Here is a 15,932-nt window from a genome sequence, read left to right as displayed (position 1 = left end):
ACAGTACGAACGGGGAGCACCCGGTACCGCCCGTGGGAAAGTGGGGATAACTCAGGCCCCGGCCCTGACGCATCCCCACCTGCGGTCCTCCCGGGCCAGTGATCCTTCGGCCTTTGGGGCCAGGAGGGCGGGCGGCAGGAGAAGCGAGTGGGGACGGAGAACAGAAGGTTAGGCCGCGGGAGGTGGTCCTTTTGACCGGGGGCTCAAAGCGTATTTTGGTAGTGCAGGATACTGCCGTGACCCGTTCGTGGGTGCGCCAATCTCTTGGGGCGCACGGCTATGAGGCCGAAGAGGCGACCAGCGGCGAGGAGGCTCTGGCCAGGGTCGCCGCCCAGCCGCGGCCCTTCGACCTCATCCTGCTGGATACCCTGCTTCCTGGCATAGACGGGCTGACAGTGCTACGGGAGCTGAAAGCCAGGCCGAGGTCAAAGTACACCCCGGTCATGGTATTTACTCCCTGTGGTTGCTCTACCGTGGTAAGGCAGGCGCTAGACCTCGGTGCTGCGGAGTATCTGATCAAGCCCTTTGCCCCCCGGCAGTTGGTGCGGCGGGTGGAAAAGCTGATCGGCCCCGGTCAAGGGAGAACCGGTCCCGAAGAGAGCCTCCTGGGAATCCTGCGCCTGGAAATCAACCGTGCCTCCCGCTCCGGCGGAGAAGTCTCCCTGCTGGTGGGTCGGCGCTCCGGTCCGGGAGCCCGCGCCCTTTCCGATCTGGAAGGCTACCTGGGGCGCCGCCTGCGCGACATAGACAGCGTGATCTCCCTGGAGTGCGGCCGCCTGGCGGTGGTCCTCCCGGTGACCGGGGCACAGGGGGCCCAAACGGTCATGGCCAAACTGAAGGACTGGCTGGCGATCCTGGACCCGGAGATCACCTGGCAATTCGGATCGGCCGTGTATCCTGAACACGGTGTCGACCCCGTTTCCCTCTTGAACCGGGCCCAATGCGTCCTCGACCGCCAAGGAGACCTTGGCTCCTGAGCCTTTCGCCCGGCAATCACTCCGAGGGGGGTAAGCGCGTGTCTGACGGCTCGGGCACCCGGTACCGCAAGACCCGCGGTGAGGGCGAAATCCGTGTGGGCACCTCCGGATACAGCTACCGGGATTGGGTCGGCCCTTTCTACCCGGCTTCCCTGCGCCCGGCAGACATGCTGGCCCATTACGCCCGTGAGTTCAATTTTGTGGAGGTCAATTTTTCTTACTACCGGTTGCCCTCGGCCCGCACCCTGGCCGGCATGTTGCGCAAGGTGCCCGAGGGATTCCTGTTTACGGTTAAGGCCTACCGGGGTCTGACCCATGAACGCGGTCCCGCGGTGGCCGAGGAGGCACGGGAGTTCCGGACCGGTCTCGTCCCGCTCCTGGAATCCGGGAGACTCGGAGCGGTGCTCTTGCAGTTCCCCTACTCCTTTCATTTTCAATCCGAGAACCTATCCTACCTGGACCGGGTGCGGGAACTGCTGGCCGGCCTGCCTTTGGTGGTAGAGTTCAGAAGCCGGGAGTGGTCCCGGAACGAAGTCTGGCAGTGGTTGGCACAACATAACCTCGGTTACGTCTGCGTGGACGGGCCGCGGCTGCGCGGCCTGCCGGGTGGGGTAGTGCAATGCACGGCTCCGACAGCCTACGTGCGCTTCCACGGTCGCAATGCCGGCAAGTGGTGGGACCACGAGCAGGCTTACGAGCGCTACGACTACCTCTACTCGAAAGAAGAACTCAAGGAGTGGATCCCCGGCATCGCCTCCCTGGCGCGCGAGGCGAGGGCAGTCTTCGTAGCCTTCAACAACCACTACCAGGGCCAGGCCGTGACCAATGCTCGCATGCTGCGCCGGCTGCTGGAAGAAGCCGGCCTACTCTAGTCGGGTCCTGTTATCGCCCCCCTCCCGGTAGCCCCCGTCGCTGCGCCGGAACGGGCCCCGCCTGCCGGGCAGGCCACAGACGGGGCCTTCTGATTAGTAGTTCTCCGCTTTCAGCTCGAAATAGGCCTGGGGATGGGCGCAGGCCGGGCACACCTCAGGTGCGGTAGGGCCTTCGTGCAGGTAGCCGCAATTGCGGCAGCGCCACACCGCCCTGCCCTCCCGCGAGAAAACGCGTTCGCCTTGCAGATTGGCCAAAAGGGCCCGGAATCTCTGTTCGTGTCCCTGCTCGGACACAGCCACCGCCCGGAAGACTGCGGCTATTCCCGGAAAACCTTCGGTTTCGGCCACCCGGGCGAACTCCGGATAAAGCTCGGAGTGTTCGTGGCGCTCGCCGTCTGCCGACGCGGCCAGGTTCTCGGCGGTACTGCCGATCACGCCGGCGGGAAAGCTCCCGGTTATCTCCACTTCTCCTCCCTCGAGAAAGCGGAAGAACCGCTTGGCGTGCTCTCTCTCGTTGTCCGCAGTGTCCGAGAATACGGCCGCTATTTGCTCGTACCCTTCCTTCTTGGCCTGGCTGGCAAAGAAGGTGTAGCGATTCCGGGCCTGCGATTCGCCGGCAAATGCCAACAGAAGGTTTCTCTCGGTTTGTGTTCCCCTTAGACTGGGCATTATGATCCCCCTTTCCCGAACGACCCGGCTGGAGAAACCCAAAGCCCGTGCAGATTGCAGTAGGCGCGGGCGATCGCAGACCTCGGCTCCAAGGCAAACTCGGCCTGCGGGGCGTCCCCGGGTCGCAGATATGCGCGGCACAGACGTTCCCCGCTGAAGAGCTCAATCCACTCTATGTAGTGCGCCTGTTCCATAGGATGGGGTGCACTACCAACGGTTACCCTGGTTCGGCCGCGCTCTTCCTCAACAACCGGCACGTGCTTCTCCTGCTGGCGTCCACCGAATTCTCCGCCAGCAGCTCCATCGGGTTTTCGCAACAGACCAAGGCTCCCTTTCCCGAATGCACCACCTCCACCACGTTGCCGCAGACCAGGCACCGGTAAACCTCGCGTGCGGCGGTCACATGAATACCCCCCCTCGAAGCAGAATGCCTTACTATCACTATACCCTGCCATTTGCCGTTAGTCGATACCGCGCATCCAGTCCCAGGCTTCCGGCGCATTCTCTTCCGACGACCCGGGAGGCAACCTGCCCAGACGCGGAACCCTTTGCTCCTGCCCCACATAAACTAGCTCCAGAAAAAGTCAATCTGGTAAGAAGGAGGAACCAGAATGACCGGCTACCTGCGCGACCGTAAAGCGTTCATTGTGTTCCTAATTCTAATCCTGCTCCTGCTGGGCGACGAATAGTCGTCCCCAGGGCCCCTTCCCTTTGGGGAGGCACCTGGTTTGAATTCGGCCCCGCTTCCTCGGCGGGGCCGCAGCTTTCTCCGGAGTTAGGAACCCGGCGCCGGGGAATGCTAAGAAGGGTGAATACGAGCTTGCGGGAGAAACGGGCGGAAATCATCAGCCGCATCGAGAAGAGACGGGAATCCAGGCTCATCGCCTACTTTACCGGCGACCGGGAAAACGTCAGCACCCGGGTGGCGCCGGACGTTCTCCGCGTGTTCTACCGCCACCTGGAGGCCATAGGTCCAACCTCCCGGCTGGACCTCTTCCTTTATACCCGCGGCGGCGACGTCCTAACGCCCTGGCGGCTCGTCAACCTGCTTCGCGAATACGCCAACCGGCTGGCCGTACTGGTGCCATTCCGCGCCTACAGTGCCGGGACCCTACTCTGCCTGGGGGCAGACGAAGTAGTAATGGGCAGGATGGGGGAGCTGGGCCCCATCGATCCCAGCGTGGCCAACGCCTTCAACCCTCAGGACCCGGCCAATCCCGCAGCCCGCATCCCGGTGAGCGTAGAAGACGTTTCCTCCTACATTTCCCTGGCTCAGGAGATGGCCGGTTTGCGAAGCGAGGAACAATTGGGCCTGGTATTCCGCTTCCTCTCGGAGAAGGTGCACCCGCTGGCCCTGGGTAACGTGCACCGGAACTACGCCCTGATCCGCTCCCTGGCCAAGAAACTCTTGCGCCTGCACCTGGGCTCGGAGGAGGAGCCGCGTATAGAGAGCATAGTGGCCAATCTAACCGCGCGGCTCTATTCCCACAATCACATGATCTCGCGCCGCGAGGCCCGCGAGGAAATAGGGCTGCCGGTGGTATATGCCGACCCGGAGTTAGACAGCCTGATGTGGGAGCTTTACGAGTGCTACGAGACCGACCTTCGGCTCAACGAACCGTTTAACCCGGCGGATCTGCTGACCGACCAGGAGCGGGGACCGGTAAGCTTCGAGGCCGTGGGGGGGCTGGTAGAGAGCCTAGCCTGCCTGGACGCCTTCGTTTTTCAGGGCACCGTTACCCGCCTGGGTACCACCCCCGAAGGCAGTCCCCGCCTGCATGTGAGCATGACCGGGCAACGCTGGACGCGGGTCATCTGAGAAAGACAATCGGCGAAAGGCAATCGGCCGCCTGACGGCGGCCGAGGGATCTGTTAGCCGTTACCGAGGAGGGAAGGAGCGTGCTTCGTCGCCGGTTAGGACGCGGAATCGTCATCGCCTACCCTCATCTGGGTCCCAAATACCGGCTGTTAACGCCAAGCTCCGCCTACGCCAGGGCGGAGCTAACCGAGCCGCGCAGCCCCCGAGATCTGGTGCTGCTCGACACGGACGACGTTAACAGCGGTTCGCCCTGGCCCGGAACCTAACCTGCGCAGAGCAGAGTGCGACTGCCGAGCCGGCAGCAGGCCTACAGGCCCCCTATCTGCCCGCACCCGCCAGAGCCTCGGTCAGAACGTACACCGCCTGGAGGTAGGAGGTCGGGCAGAGGGAGAAGCACTCCTTGCAGTTCCAGCACTCCCTGGCGGCGACCTCGGGGACAAAGCTGATTTCTCGCCTTATGCCCCTATCCACGAAGCCGATGGCGTACTTCTTCTTGACCTCGGCGCAGTACCTCACGCACAGGCCGCAGAGCAGGCAGAAGGAGGATTGTTTCGCAAAGCGGTCCCGTTCCGCACCGTATTCGGCGGCCAACTCCTGCAATACCGGCGAATCCGGTGCGTGGGCCATCAGCAGCTCTATGATCGTCTTACGAATCTTGCTCAGCCTCTCCGACTTGGTCCTTACAATGAGGCCGTCCTCTACGGGGTAGACACAGGACACCACCAGTCTGGTCCTGCCGCCCGATTCTACTTCCACCATGCAGAGCCGGCAGGCGCCGTAGGGCTCCAATTTCTCGTGGTAGCAAAGGGTGGGAATCGATATTCCCGCGTTCTTGGCTGCCTCCAGGACGGTCATATCCTCGGTGGCCCTGACCTGGATTCCGTCAATCTGCAGAGTGACTTCACTCATCACGTTCACTCCTTACGCTCTGGCTAGAGTTGCGGCCGCTTCCGCGGAGGGTACGGGCTCACCCGAGAGTTTGCTAACCGCTCCGTACTCGGGCGGACATACTTCCAGGCAAGCCCCGCACTTCCTGCACTTCGCCTGGTCTACCGCATGCGGCTGCTTCTCACTACCCACGATGGCGCCCGTGGGGCAGACCGCAAGGCACTTGCCGCAACCCGAACATTTCTGCGGGTCGATGCAGTAGGCCACCAGATCCTTGCAGAAAAGTGCCGGGCACCTCTTGTCTCTTATGTGCGCCACGTACTCGTCTCGGAAGTAGCGCAAAGTGGAGAGCAGCGAGGTAGGCGCCGCCCGCCCGAGGGCGCAGAGCGCGGCATCCATCATAACCTCCGATAATTCCTCCAGGGTCTCGATGTCGCCCTCTTTCCCCCGACCCTTGGTGATGTCCGTCAGTATTCCCAGCATCTGCCGCAGTCCCTCGCGGCAGGGCACGCACTTTCCGCAGGACTCGTCGCTGAGGAACTCGATGAAATACCTGGCCAGATCCACCATGCAGGTCTCATCGTCCATCACAATCATTCCGCCGGAGCCCATGATGGAACCGGCCTTGGTCAATTCGTCGAAGTCCACCCGGAGGTCCAGGAGATCCTCAGGAATGCACCCGCCGGAGGGCCCGCCGGTCTGAACGGCCTTGCACCGGCCGCCGCCGCGCATCCCCCCGCCGATCTTGTAGATTATGTCCCTCAGGGTCATTCCCATGGGAACCTCAACCAGGCCGGGGTTGTTGACCTTCCCTACCAGAGAGAACACTTTGGTGCCCTTGCTTCTCTCCGTGCCGTACCCGGCAAGCCAGTCCCCGCCTTTGTTGACTATCTGCGGTACGTTCGCCCAGGTCTCCACGTTGTTCAGCACGCTCGGCCGACCCCAGACCCCTTTGACGACGGTGTGAATGTATTTCGGCCGGGGTTCGCCTACCCGCCCTTCTATGGCCGTCATCAGGGCACTGGACTCGCCCACCACGTAGGCGCCCGCTCCCTGGTGCACCGTGACGGTGAAGTCAAAGCCCGATCCCAGGATGTTCTTTCCCAGGAAGCCGTATTCTTCGGCCTGCTTAATGGCCAGTCTCACGTGTTCCAGGGCGAGGGGGTACTCTTCGCGAACGTAGAAGAACCCTTCCCGGGCGCCCACGGCATATCCGCCGATAATCAGCCCCTCCAGCACCGAATGCGGGTTCCCCTCCAGCACGCTGCGGTCCATGAAGGCCCCGGGGTCTCCCTCGTCGGCGTTCACGATCACGTACTTGAGGTCGCCGGGTGCGTGCCTGGCCTCCTCCCACTTGCGGCCGGTGGGAAAGCCCGCACCCCCCCGACCCCTCAGCCCCGATTTCTTGACCTCCGTAATCACCTGCTCCGGGGTCATCTCAAAGAGCGCCTTGGCCAGGGCCGAATAGCCGCCTACCGCCAGATAGTCCTCGATGCTGGCGGGATCTACCTCAGGTGTAACCCCGAGTAGGAGCCGTACCTGGTGTTTATAGAAGGGAATGTCGTTGATGCAGGCTATCCTCTCGTTGCTTGCCGGGTCCACGTAGAGCAGGCGCTCAACGAGCTTCCCTCCCTTTATGGTTTGGCCCACGATCTCGGGTACGTCTTCAGGTCGTACGTCGAGGTAGCAGATCCCCTCCGGGTAGATGACCAGCATGGGCTCCCGCTCGCAAAGCCCGAGGCAGCCGGTCCGCTTGACCGCGATTTCCCGGTCCAGTCCCTGCTTGCGCAGTTCTTCCTCCAGCCTTGCCGCTACCTCCCCGCTGCCCGCCGCGCGACAGTCCGATCCAAAGGGAACGCAAACGTAGCGCCGGTCCGCGCCCCGCCTCGCCAGGATATCATTCCGCAGTTTCTCTAACTCCGCCGGAGAACTAACTCGGGGCATGACCCATTTCCTCCTCCTACTCCCGCTCGTACTTCCTCAGGAGCTCTACCAACTCCGATGCGCTTATCTTACCGAAGGTCTTCCCGTCGATTTCCACCACGGGACCCGAGGCGCAACACCCGGGGCAGTTCACGGCCCTCACGGTGAACCTGGAGTCGACGTCGGTTTCTCCGGGCTTCACGCCGGTCACAGCCTCTACCGTTTCCAGGATGCGAGAGGCTCCAAGCGCGTGGCAGGCCGTACCGGTACAGACCCGAACCTCGTGGCGTCCCTTCGGGGCGGTTTGAAAGGCCTTGTAAAAAGTTACCACGTTCCTTACCCGACCGAGGGGTACCCCGAGCTTCTCACTAACCCTTTCCAGTACCTCCTGCGGCAGCCACTCGATCTCGCTCTGTATGTCCAGCAGAACCTGGATCAGCGCGCTGGGCTCGCCCCGGTGCTTCTCGACTACCCTATCGACGACTTCGTTTACCTTATCCTTGTTCATACCCATCTGCCGCCTCTCCCTTTCTCGTTTCGTGGGCCCGACCACTATCTTGCGCCTGCCGGCACGGCTCCGCAGTCTGCCTCCCGGCCCGTACCTAGGCAAGCGCGAATCGGTTGTGCTCCACGTCGTACCTGACCAGCCCGTCTCTCACCAACGGGTTCACGTAACCCAGGGCTTCCGATATGGTTAGACCCAGGGCGCCGCAGATGTCTCCCGCCGACCGCGGACCCTTGCGCAGGAGCAGCATTACCTCGTTTTCCACCAGCCTGCTGACGACCAACTCCTTAAAGATCCGATCTGCCTCTTCGCCGGTGAAGAACTCGTTGTAAGCTTCTTCGGTGCGCACGGGGGGTCTCAGTCTTTCTCTTTCCACCAGCCTTATATAGGGAACGAGCTTGGCTGCGGCTTCCAGCCTGACCGCCAGGGTCTGCGGGTCCAGACCTTCGCCTTTGCCGAGCGGGCCCAGTTCCCTCACCTTGGCGCTGAACTCGTTCATGATCTCGGCAAAGCGCACGCCCTCCGAGGCCGACACCCAGGCCAGCCTCATTCTCTCGGGATTGATGCCGATCTCGCGCAGCAGTTTCTTGGTCAGGTGCATCATGGCCAGAGCATCGTAGTTACCCTCGGTAATGTAGTGACACTCACCGGGCCAGCACCCGCCCACGAATACTCCGTCCATGCCGTTCTGGAAAGCCCGCAGGACGAACCCCATGTCGACCCGTCCGGAACACATTACCCGAACCACTCTCAGGTAGGGAGGGTACTGGTAGCGCGAGACTCCGCAGAGGTCGGCGCCGCCGTAAGCACACCAGTTGCAGAGGAAACCCAATATCTTCGGTCTAAACTGCGACCCTCTTTCCATAGTCGCCCACGCCTCCTTGCTCGGTAAGCATCCACGCTTCCGATCCAGCCGCCGCGTCGATCTGGCTCAGGATTTGCTCGTTGGTGAAGTGCTTTAGCGAGATGGCCCCGGTCGGGCACTTGGTGTTGCAGAGACCGTCGCCCTTGCACAGCACCGGATTAACCGTGGCCTTCTTCCCTTGCGGCGTTTGCCGGAACTCGATGGCCCCGTAAGCGCAGACCGAGATGCACGCTCCGCAGGCCACGCACCTGTCCTCATCTACCTCGCACACCGAACCCGAGGCCACCACCGTGTCGTGCGACAGCAGGGTGAGGACCCGGCCGGCCGCTCCGTAAGCCTGCCCCACCGCTTCCTGAAGGTGCTTGGGATAGTGGGCCGTGCCGCAGAGGTATACGCCTTCGGCCCCGAAGTCCACGGGCCGCAACTTCACGTGCGCCTCCTGGAAAAAGCCGTCCGGGTTTACCGGCACCTTGAAGAGCTGCGATAGTTCCTTGGTTTGCGGGGAGGGAACCACGGCTGCGGACAGGATCAGGAGGTCCGCGTCGATGGCGATCCTCTTGCCCAGAACCTGGTCGGTTACCGTCACCCTGAGTACCTCCCGGCCCTCTTCCACCGCCGGCTCCACCTGCGGCTTGTCGGTCTCTTCGTAACGGAGGAACCGCACGCCCTTATCCGCCGCCTCGCGGTAGTAATCCTCTTTCAGGCCGTAGGTTCTCATGTCCCGGAAGAGGACGTACACGTCCAGGTTAGGATTGATCTCTTTCAGCTTCAGGGCGTTCTTGACCGCCTGGCTGCAGCATACGCGGGAGCAGTAGTTGCGGTCTTCCTGCCGGCTTCCCACGCACTGGATCATGACCACGGTTTCGCACCCGGCCAGGCTTTCCGGGGCACGCACGATCTTTTCCTCCAGATCCAGCTGGGTGAGTACCCGCTCGTCCTGGCCGTACAGGTATTCCGTGGGCCGGTACTCCTCCGCTCCGGTTGCCACTACCGTCGCTCCGTGCCTTATTTCGATAACCTTCTCTCCCGAGGCCACCCTGGTCACGAAGCTTCCTACGTACCCGGTGCTGTCGAGCAGGTAAGCATTGGTGTAGACGTGGATCCGGGGATGCTGGTACACCCTCTGGATGAGTTCCCGGAGATAGGCCTGAACGTCCTGACCCTCAAGGGTGTAGAAGATCCGCCTGGCCGTACCGCCGAGTTCTTTTTCCTTCTCTATCAGGTAAACGTCGTGTCCCTGGCTGGCGATACTGAGGGCGCAGTTCATGCCGGCCACGCCGCCGCCCACCACCAGGGCGTTCTTGTTGACGGGGAGGTTGAACTCCTGCAACGGCTGCAGGCGCAGCGCCTTGGCCACCGCGACCCGGACCGCGTCCTTAGCCTTGCGCGTAGCCTCTTCCTTTTCCCGGGAGTGAACCCAGGAGCAGTGCTCCCGGATGTTCGCCATCTCGAAGTAGTAGGGGTTGATGCCCGCCTCGCGGAGGGTATCCCGGAACAGCGGCTCGTGGGTTCTGGGAGTGCAGGCCGCCACTACCACGCGGTTTATCCCCTTCTCCCGGATGGTGTTGGCTATCTGCTGCGCGGAGTCCGCCGAACAGGAGAAGAGCTGATCCTGGGCGTGGACCACATAGGGCAGCGTCCGGGCGTATTCCACCACCGAGGGAACATTGACCACTCCGCCGATGTTCGCACCGCAATGACAGATGAAAACGCCGACTCGGGGCTCTTCCCCGGCCACATCCCTTTCCGGCGGGTATACCCTTTCTCTGGCCAGCTTGCCCCGACGGTAAGACAGAAGCTCTCCGCACATCGAGGCCGCTCCGCTGGCCGTCATTACCGACTCGGGAATATCCACCGGTCCCATGAAGGCTCCACTTACGAAGATGCCCGGCCGATTGGTCTCGATCGGGTTGAATGGATTGTTTTGACAGAAGCCGTGCGGGCTGAGTTCGATCCCCAATTTCCGGGCCAGCTCCCTGGCGTCGGCAGGCGGGGCCAGTCCGACGGAGAGCACCACCAGGTCGAACTCTTCTTCCTTCACTCCGTCCGCGGGCGTGGAGTAGCGGATAACGATGTTCTTGGTTTCCGGCACTTCCCCCACCACGGTTACGTAGCTTCGGATGAAGCGCACCCCCGGCAGATTGGCCGCCCGCTGGTAGAAGCGCTCGAAATCCTTGCCGTAGGACCGGATGTCGTTATGGAATACCGTGCACTCTATATCGGCCACGTGGTCCTTGGTCAGGATTACCTGCTTCTGGGTGTAGGTGCAGCATACCGCCGAGCAGTAGCTGTTGGCGCCCTCGATGACCTGCCGGGAACCCACGCATTGGATCCAGGCGATCCGGTGCGGCTCTTTGAGGTCCGACGGCCGCCTGATTATCCCTTCATAAGGCCCGGTGGCGCACAGGATCCGCTCGTAGTCGAGGCTGGTTACCATGTTGGCCAGCTTGCCGTAATTGAACTCGTCAAGCACGGCCGGATCAAAGGGTTCGTAACCGGGCGCCAGAACGATCGCGCCCACCCTTATTTCCGTCTTCTCCGGGGTCTGCGCAAAGTTGATGGCGTCGTTCTTGCAGACCCCCTCGCATATCCGGCACTTCCCCTCGCGCAGGAAGAGGCAGTTCTCGTTCACGTAGGAAACCAGGGGAATGGCCTGGGCGAAGTGGATGTGGATGGCCTTGTTATTGGATAGCTTCTGGTTGAAGGGATCGGGAACCAGCAGCGGGCAGTATTCCCGGCAGGTGGTACACCCGGTACACTTGCTCTCGGCAACGTATCTCGGCTTCTTGGTTACCGTGACCTTGAAGTTCCCCGGCTCGCCCTCCACCGCATCCACTTCGGCGTAGGTAATGATCTCGATGTTCGGGTGGCGGTGGCACTCGATAAACTTGGGCGACTCGATGCACATGGAGCAATCGTTGGTAGGAAAGGTTTTGTCCAGCTGAGCCATGTGGCCGCCAATGGAGGGCGACTTTTCTACCAGATACACCCTGAACCCCGCCGAGGCGAGATCGAGGGCGGCCTGGATACCGCTTATTCCCCCTCCGACCACCATTACGTCCCCAAAGTTGCGGTATTTAAGGAGATCCACAATTGCTGCCCTCTCCATTTGCTCTCCACCTCGATCGTACTTTCGTACTTTATTGGCCCGGAGCCTTCGTCCGGTATCTCCCCGGGGCGGCGAGGGCCGTCAGGCCGCCCGGGGGAGCGCCGCCCGGACGGTACCGAACCCGGTGGGCGAGGGGCGCCCGCCCCGTCGGCCCCCCTAGATAACCTCCGCCAGCACCTCGGTGAGGTCCTTGACTTCCAGCACGTCGGTGTACTCAAGGATGAGCCGGCTGTCCTCAAAGCTGGTGATGCAGTAGGGACAACAGGTGATCAGCACCTCTGCCCCTACCTCCCGGGCCTGCTCCAGTCGCAGGTTGGAAAACCGCTCGTTCTTGGGAGTCTCCATCCATATCCGGCCCCCGCCCATACCGCAGCAGAGGCTGTTCTTCCCGGACTCGGGCATCTCTACCAGTTCCAGACCCGGTATGCGTTTGAGAACCTCTCGAGGCTCGTCGAATACGCCGTTGTGCCGGCCCAGATAGCAGGGGTCATGATACGTTACCCGCTTCGGATACCCCTTGGTGATCTGGAGCTTTCCGTCCCTGATTAGCTCCCAAAGGAGCTGGGAAACGTGCATTACCTCGAAGTTCACGCTGAACTGCGGGTATTCGTTCTTGAAAGTGTGGAAGCAATGCGGCGAGGAAACGACGATCTTCTTCACCCCGTTGTCGATGAAGGTCTTGATGTTCTCCTTGGCCAGGCGTTTGAAGAGTTCTTCGTTACCCGTCCGCCGGATGCTCTCCCCGCAGCAGTTTTCCTTGGTGCCCAGGATGCCGTAGTCCACCCCGGCCTTGCTGAGAATGGTGGCCGTGGCCCGAGCCACCTTCTTCAGCCGGGGATCGTAACTGGGATAACACCCGGGGAAGTACAGGACCTCGGTTCCCTCGCTGAAGGCTTTGACCGGAAGCCCGTCGGTCCACTGCGTCCTCTTTGCCCGTTCCTCGCCGAAGGGGTTCCCTTCCGCCGTGAGGCCGGCCATGGCCGTCCGGACGGGGTACACCGGAGCAGGGTAAACGCCGTACTTGGTTGCGATCCGCCGCAGGGCCACCATGGCGTCCGGCTGCTTTACCCCTCGCGGACACCGCAACGTACAGCGCGCGCAGGTGGTGCAGCGCCAAATCTCTTCCCGCTCGATTTCCGCCAGGCCAAAGTTGGATTCTCGCATTAGCCGCCGCACGCTGAAATTCGTGACCTTGTTCCACGGACAAATGGTGTCGCACTTACCGCACTCGTAGCAGTACTTGACAACGTCGCCGCCGCTTTCCTTTATCTCCTGTATTGCCTCTTTGAAAGGGGCTACGGTTTCCATAGGACTTCTCCTCTTTCGGTTAAGGTTTAGCCCTTAGAGGCCATGCGGGCAATGCCTTCCACTATCTTCTCCAGACCGTACCTGTCTACCAGCGACTCCAGAGCAACCTCCATCTGGTCCAGCTTCACTTCCTCGGTTACCTCTTCTTCCCTCTCTTCGTAGGTCAAGGCCTCGTGATAGCACCACTGGACGCACAGGGGCTTTTCCAGAGTGGGGTCGCTCTCGCACAGGTCACACTTCAGAGGTAAGCCGGAATCGGGTTCTTTGAAGAGGTCCCTCGAAGGACAGGAAGCCCGACAGAACGCGCACTCGCCGTACTCCTGGCCGTCAATGATGATAGAATAGCGGCCCGGGCACTCGGCCGGGGTGTACTCGCCGGCCATAACCGGAAGATATATGTTTTCAAGCGGCTTGAACATCACGCGAATGCGCGCCTTGGCCGGGTTGGTGCTCCCGTACTTGGGCGTAGCGTGGGAGGCGCTGCAAATCAACTCGCAGGAGCGACAGCCCGTGCACTTGCTCGGGTCGATCTTTATGACCTTGACTTTTTTCTTCTTGATTTGCTCTCCACTCATGGCTCAATCCTCCATAGCCGGTTATTCCCGAGTGTCTACTTGGCCTCCGCAGCGGCTTCGGTAAGGATGCCCCTGCGGATGAACTCTTCGGCAACGAAGCCCATTTGCAGCCGCTCCAGAGTCTCCTTGGTGGGAATACCGTCCTGATTCCAGCCTCGGTGCTGGTAGAAGGCGTCGATGAGCTTGGCCTCGTACTCGGGGAAGCGGTGCTTCCAGTGGTCCTCGGGCGGCTTGTCGTCTTTCCTTCTCAGCCCGCGGCTGTTGTTAATGGCCCGTACCAGGGTCCTTACTCTCACCGCCGCGTCCCACAAGGACTCCTCGTCCAGCTCCAAACCGGCGGTTATCTTCAACAGGTGGGGCATATTGTGCACATGGTAGGGAGGCTTGTAGGCAAAGGCATCCAGGCCGGAACAGAGCCCCAGGCAGTCGTCCAGATAGTGCATGACCTCCTGCCAGTCTACCAGGGCGCAGACCGTATCCAGGGAAGGCCAGAAGGGATAAGAGCGCTCTCCCCGCGGCTGCCAATCCCGGAGCCAGGCCTTTATCTTGTCCGCGTACTTGGTGGGAAGCTGGACCCAGTCCTTGATGAAGTTTTCCTTCTGCTCCGGGGTAAGGTGCACTTGCGGCACCTGGCCCTCGACCTGGGTGATGTTTCCTTTCTCGTTGGTGGACCACATGAGGAAGTAGATCGGGTTGAGCATCCCCAGCTTGATCGGTACCTGCTCCAGCTTCTTGATGGTGTTGTGGTCGAAGGCTTCGGCGCCGCGACCGATCTGCCGGGCCGCCCGGTAGACGCCGTCGGCCAGGATATCGCCGATGCCCTCGCGGTGGGCGATCTTATCCAGCAGCCAGAAGAAGCGCTCCTCGTTGTTGGAGGGGAAACCCGGCATGTCCTTGTCGGTCAGAATGCCGTTCTCGTAGAGCTCGACGGCAAAGGCGCACACCTGCGCGGCCGAGTACCCGTCGAATCCGTACTGCACGGAATAGGAATTGATCTTGAAGCCGAAGTCCAAATCTCCATAGGCCGCCAGCACGTAGGTCAGCTTGGTGAAGCATTTGAGGTGGTAGGGATAGTATCCGGGAACGGAAATAAGAGCGGTGCAGTAGAGCGGGCAGTTGTAGCAGCCGATCAGCCGCTTTCTGACCTGGTTGGTAATCTCGGCCCACCTTTGCTCGACTTCCTTGTTCCAGAAGTCACGTCTCCTCTGGCGGGCGTGTCCCCAGGCGAAGTTGTTGCAGTGCCACTCTTCGTCGTCGATTACCATTTCCTGAGGGGCACCGATGGTCTCGTGAATGGGCTGCACGCCCTTGAGCGGGTTCTCCTTGCGGTGCCGTATGAACCTCAGCACCTCGTTGCTGAACTCGTAGACTTCGCGCGGCTGGAGCACGTTGACCTCTCGGGTTCCCCGGACCATCACCGCCTTGAGACCTTTGTCCCCCATCACCGCGCCCACGCCCGCGCGGCTGAAACTGCCCCGCGTGGTCTCAATGGAGGCGAAGTACACGCGGTTTTCGCCCGCCGGACCGATGGCTATTCCCTGGGCCCGCGGGTCTTTGAGCTCCTGCCGCAAGAGCTCGATCGTTTCCAGGCTGCCTTTGCCCCGCAGGTGGCTGGCGTCCCGGATCTCGACGTGATCGTTATGAATCCAAAGATATACTGGTTTGGGCGATTTTCCTTTAATGATTATTTTGTCGTATCCGGCGTGCTTGAGTTCCGGGCCGAAGAAGCCTCCGGCCATGGAAAACACGAAGAGTCCGGTCGTTGGAGAGATGCTGCTCACGATCGCCCGGTTCGCCCCGATCACCGGCGTACCTACGAGCAGCCCGGCGCTAATAACCAGTATGTTCTCCTCGGAAAACGCGTCTGCCTCCGGCGGAACTCTATCCCAGATTAGCCGGGCGTTGGTCCCTAGCCCCCCAAGAAACAATTCCGTCCAGCGGGGGTCGGTCTCTACTTTTTCCACCTTGCCGGTAGAAAGATCCACTTCCAGGTTATATCCGGTTTCCGCATACCTCACTTCCGGTCACTCCTCTCTTTCCCTCCGATGTCCGCTGATTAGTTCTGCCTTAACCGCCTAGACCGCTTTTCGGTTCCTTACAGGCGTAGAGCCGTCATACCCCCCTTACTTCCAAGCCTCCGCCTAATCCCTAAGACCCGGCTAGACCTCCGGCCAACACCCTGCCGAAAAACAAGAACTTGCAAGACCCGTGCCAGCATCTCTTGCTGCCTTACACTTTTGGTATAATTGTAAACCGCCGTGGGATGAGCAACGGTAAGGTTTATTACACCAGAAATGTAAATTTGGCTACATAAAGGCGGGAACGATGAAGGCAGCCTCCGTAACCCGGCCCGCCAGGCGGATACCGGCACACTCCAAGAAACCATTTCGACAGGGTCTGCGGAACCCCTGCCGAAACCGTA

The 15,932-nt window shown here is 61.2% G+C and carries 13 protein-coding genes and 1 pseudogene; 4 read left to right on the top strand and 10 right to left on the bottom strand.

The window, feature by feature from the left end; translation table 11 throughout:
* The first annotated feature begins 191 nt into the window (after positions 1–191).
* Together NUV99_08820 and NUV99_08815 are read left to right on the top strand one after the other, a co-directional pair.
* Positions 192–977, top strand: coding sequence for a response regulator transcription factor (locus NUV99_08820; GenBank protein ID MCR4420206.1), 786 nt, complete (start codon positions 192–194; stop codon positions 975–977).
* 38 nt (positions 978–1,015) lie between these two features.
* Positions 1,016–1,849, top strand: a complete 834-nt coding sequence (locus tag NUV99_08815) for a DUF72 domain-containing protein (protein ID MCR4420205.1) — start codon at positions 1,016–1,018, stop codon at positions 1,847–1,849.
* A 93-nt stretch (positions 1,850–1,942) separates the two neighbouring features.
* On the opposite strand, the gene NUV99_08810 is transcribed toward NUV99_08815, so the two are convergent.
* Positions 1,943–2,518 carry a rubrerythrin family protein gene (locus NUV99_08810; GenBank protein MCR4420204.1) on the bottom strand — a complete coding sequence of 192 codons (576 nt, stop codon included), beginning with the start codon at positions 2,516–2,518 and terminating at the stop codon, positions 1,943–1,945.
* A pseudogene (locus NUV99_08805) lies at positions 2,518–2,921 on the bottom strand (desulfoferrodoxin). Before NUV99_08805 ends, NUV99_08810 begins: the two are co-directional and overlap by 1 nt.
* 417 nt (positions 2,922–3,338) lie before the next feature.
* Between NUV99_08805 and NUV99_08800 the strand changes: the two are divergent.
* The gene (locus tag NUV99_08800; protein MCR4420203.1) at positions 3,339–4,337 is read left to right on the top strand and encodes a hypothetical protein; all 999 of its coding nucleotides are present in this window, start codon (positions 3,339–3,341) and stop codon (positions 4,335–4,337) included.
* An 80-nt stretch (positions 4,338–4,417) separates the two neighbouring features.
* Entirely contained in the window at positions 4,418–4,603 is a 186-nt protein-coding gene (locus NUV99_08795; GenBank protein ID MCR4420202.1) for a hypothetical protein, read from the top strand.
* A gap of 52 nt (positions 4,604–4,655) precedes the next feature.
* On the opposite strand, the gene NUV99_08790 is transcribed toward NUV99_08795, so the two are convergent.
* From NUV99_08790 to NUV99_08755, 8 genes are all read right to left on the bottom strand, one after another.
* Positions 4,656–5,246 (bottom strand): 2Fe-2S iron-sulfur cluster-binding protein, encoded by a 591-nt coding sequence (locus NUV99_08790; protein MCR4420201.1) that lies wholly within the window; start codon positions 5,244–5,246, stop codon positions 4,656–4,658.
* Between the two features lie 12 nt (positions 5,247–5,258).
* Entirely contained in the window at positions 5,259–7,169 is a 1,911-nt protein-coding gene (locus tag NUV99_08785; GenBank protein MCR4420200.1) for an NADH-quinone oxidoreductase subunit NuoF, read from the bottom strand.
* Between the two features lie 16 nt (positions 7,170–7,185).
* On the bottom strand, positions 7,186–7,656 hold the full coding sequence (locus tag NUV99_08780) for an NAD(P)H-dependent oxidoreductase subunit E (protein ID MCR4420199.1): 471 nt from the start codon (positions 7,654–7,656) through the stop codon (positions 7,186–7,188).
* Positions 7,657–7,750: 94 nt separating this feature from the next.
* Complete coding sequence (locus tag NUV99_08775) at positions 7,751–8,518, bottom strand: hydrogenase iron-sulfur subunit (GenBank protein MCR4420198.1); 768 nt, start codon at positions 8,516–8,518, stop codon at positions 7,751–7,753.
* Positions 8,496–11,627, bottom strand: a complete 3,132-nt coding sequence (locus tag NUV99_08770; protein ID MCR4420197.1) for a CoB--CoM heterodisulfide reductase iron-sulfur subunit A family protein — start codon at positions 11,625–11,627, stop codon at positions 8,496–8,498. Before NUV99_08770 ends, NUV99_08775 begins: the two co-directional genes overlap by 23 nt.
* Positions 11,628–11,783: 156 nt before the next feature.
* Positions 11,784–12,935 carry a (Fe-S)-binding protein gene (locus NUV99_08765; protein ID MCR4420196.1) on the bottom strand — a complete coding sequence of 384 codons (1,152 nt, stop codon included), beginning with the start codon at positions 12,933–12,935 and terminating at the stop codon, positions 11,784–11,786.
* A gap of 26 nt (positions 12,936–12,961) precedes the next feature.
* A complete protein-coding gene (locus NUV99_08760; protein MCR4420195.1) occupies positions 12,962–13,510 on the bottom strand; it encodes a (4Fe-4S)-binding protein in 549 nt (182 codons plus the stop codon).
* Positions 13,511–13,545: 35 nt separating this feature from the next.
* Positions 13,546–15,528: an aldehyde dehydrogenase gene (locus NUV99_08755; GenBank protein ID MCR4420194.1), complete on the bottom strand. Its 1,983-nt coding sequence runs from the start codon at positions 15,526–15,528 to the stop codon at positions 13,546–13,548.
* Positions 15,529–15,932: the final 404 nt, after the last annotated feature.

It is taken from the genome of Clostridia bacterium (assembly GCA_024653205.1).
Classification (GTDB): domain Bacteria; phylum Bacillota; class DSM-521; order Neomoorellales; family SLTJ01; genus JANLFO01.
Note: the sequence above shows the minus strand (reverse complement) of the source record. Positions and strands in the feature narration are given on the sequence as shown.

Coding starts and splice junctions, on each gene's coding strand:
- NUV99_08770 (MCR4420197.1), bottom strand. CDS start 11,627: ATGGAGAGGGCAGCAATTGTGGATCTCCTTAAATACCGCAACTTTGGG.
- NUV99_08810 (MCR4420204.1), bottom strand. CDS start 2,518: ATGCCCAGTCTAAGGGGAACACAAACCGAGAGAAACCTTCTGTTGGCA.
- NUV99_08790 (MCR4420201.1), bottom strand. CDS start 5,246: ATGAGTGAAGTCACTCTGCAGATTGACGGAATCCAGGTCAGGGCCACC.
- NUV99_08760 (MCR4420195.1), bottom strand. CDS start 13,510: ATGAGTGGAGAGCAAATCAAGAAGAAAAAAGTCAAGGTCATAAAGATC.
- NUV99_08780 (MCR4420199.1), bottom strand. CDS start 7,656: ATGAACAAGGATAAGGTAAACGAAGTCGTCGATAGGGTAGTCGAGAAG.
- NUV99_08775 (MCR4420198.1), bottom strand. CDS start 8,518: ATGGAAAGAGGGTCGCAGTTTAGACCGAAGATATTGGGTTTCCTCTGC.
- NUV99_08785 (MCR4420200.1), bottom strand. CDS start 7,169: ATGCCCCGAGTTAGTTCTCCGGCGGAGTTAGAGAAACTGCGGAATGAT.
- NUV99_08765 (MCR4420196.1), bottom strand. CDS start 12,935: ATGGAAACCGTAGCCCCTTTCAAAGAGGCAATACAGGAGATAAAGGAA.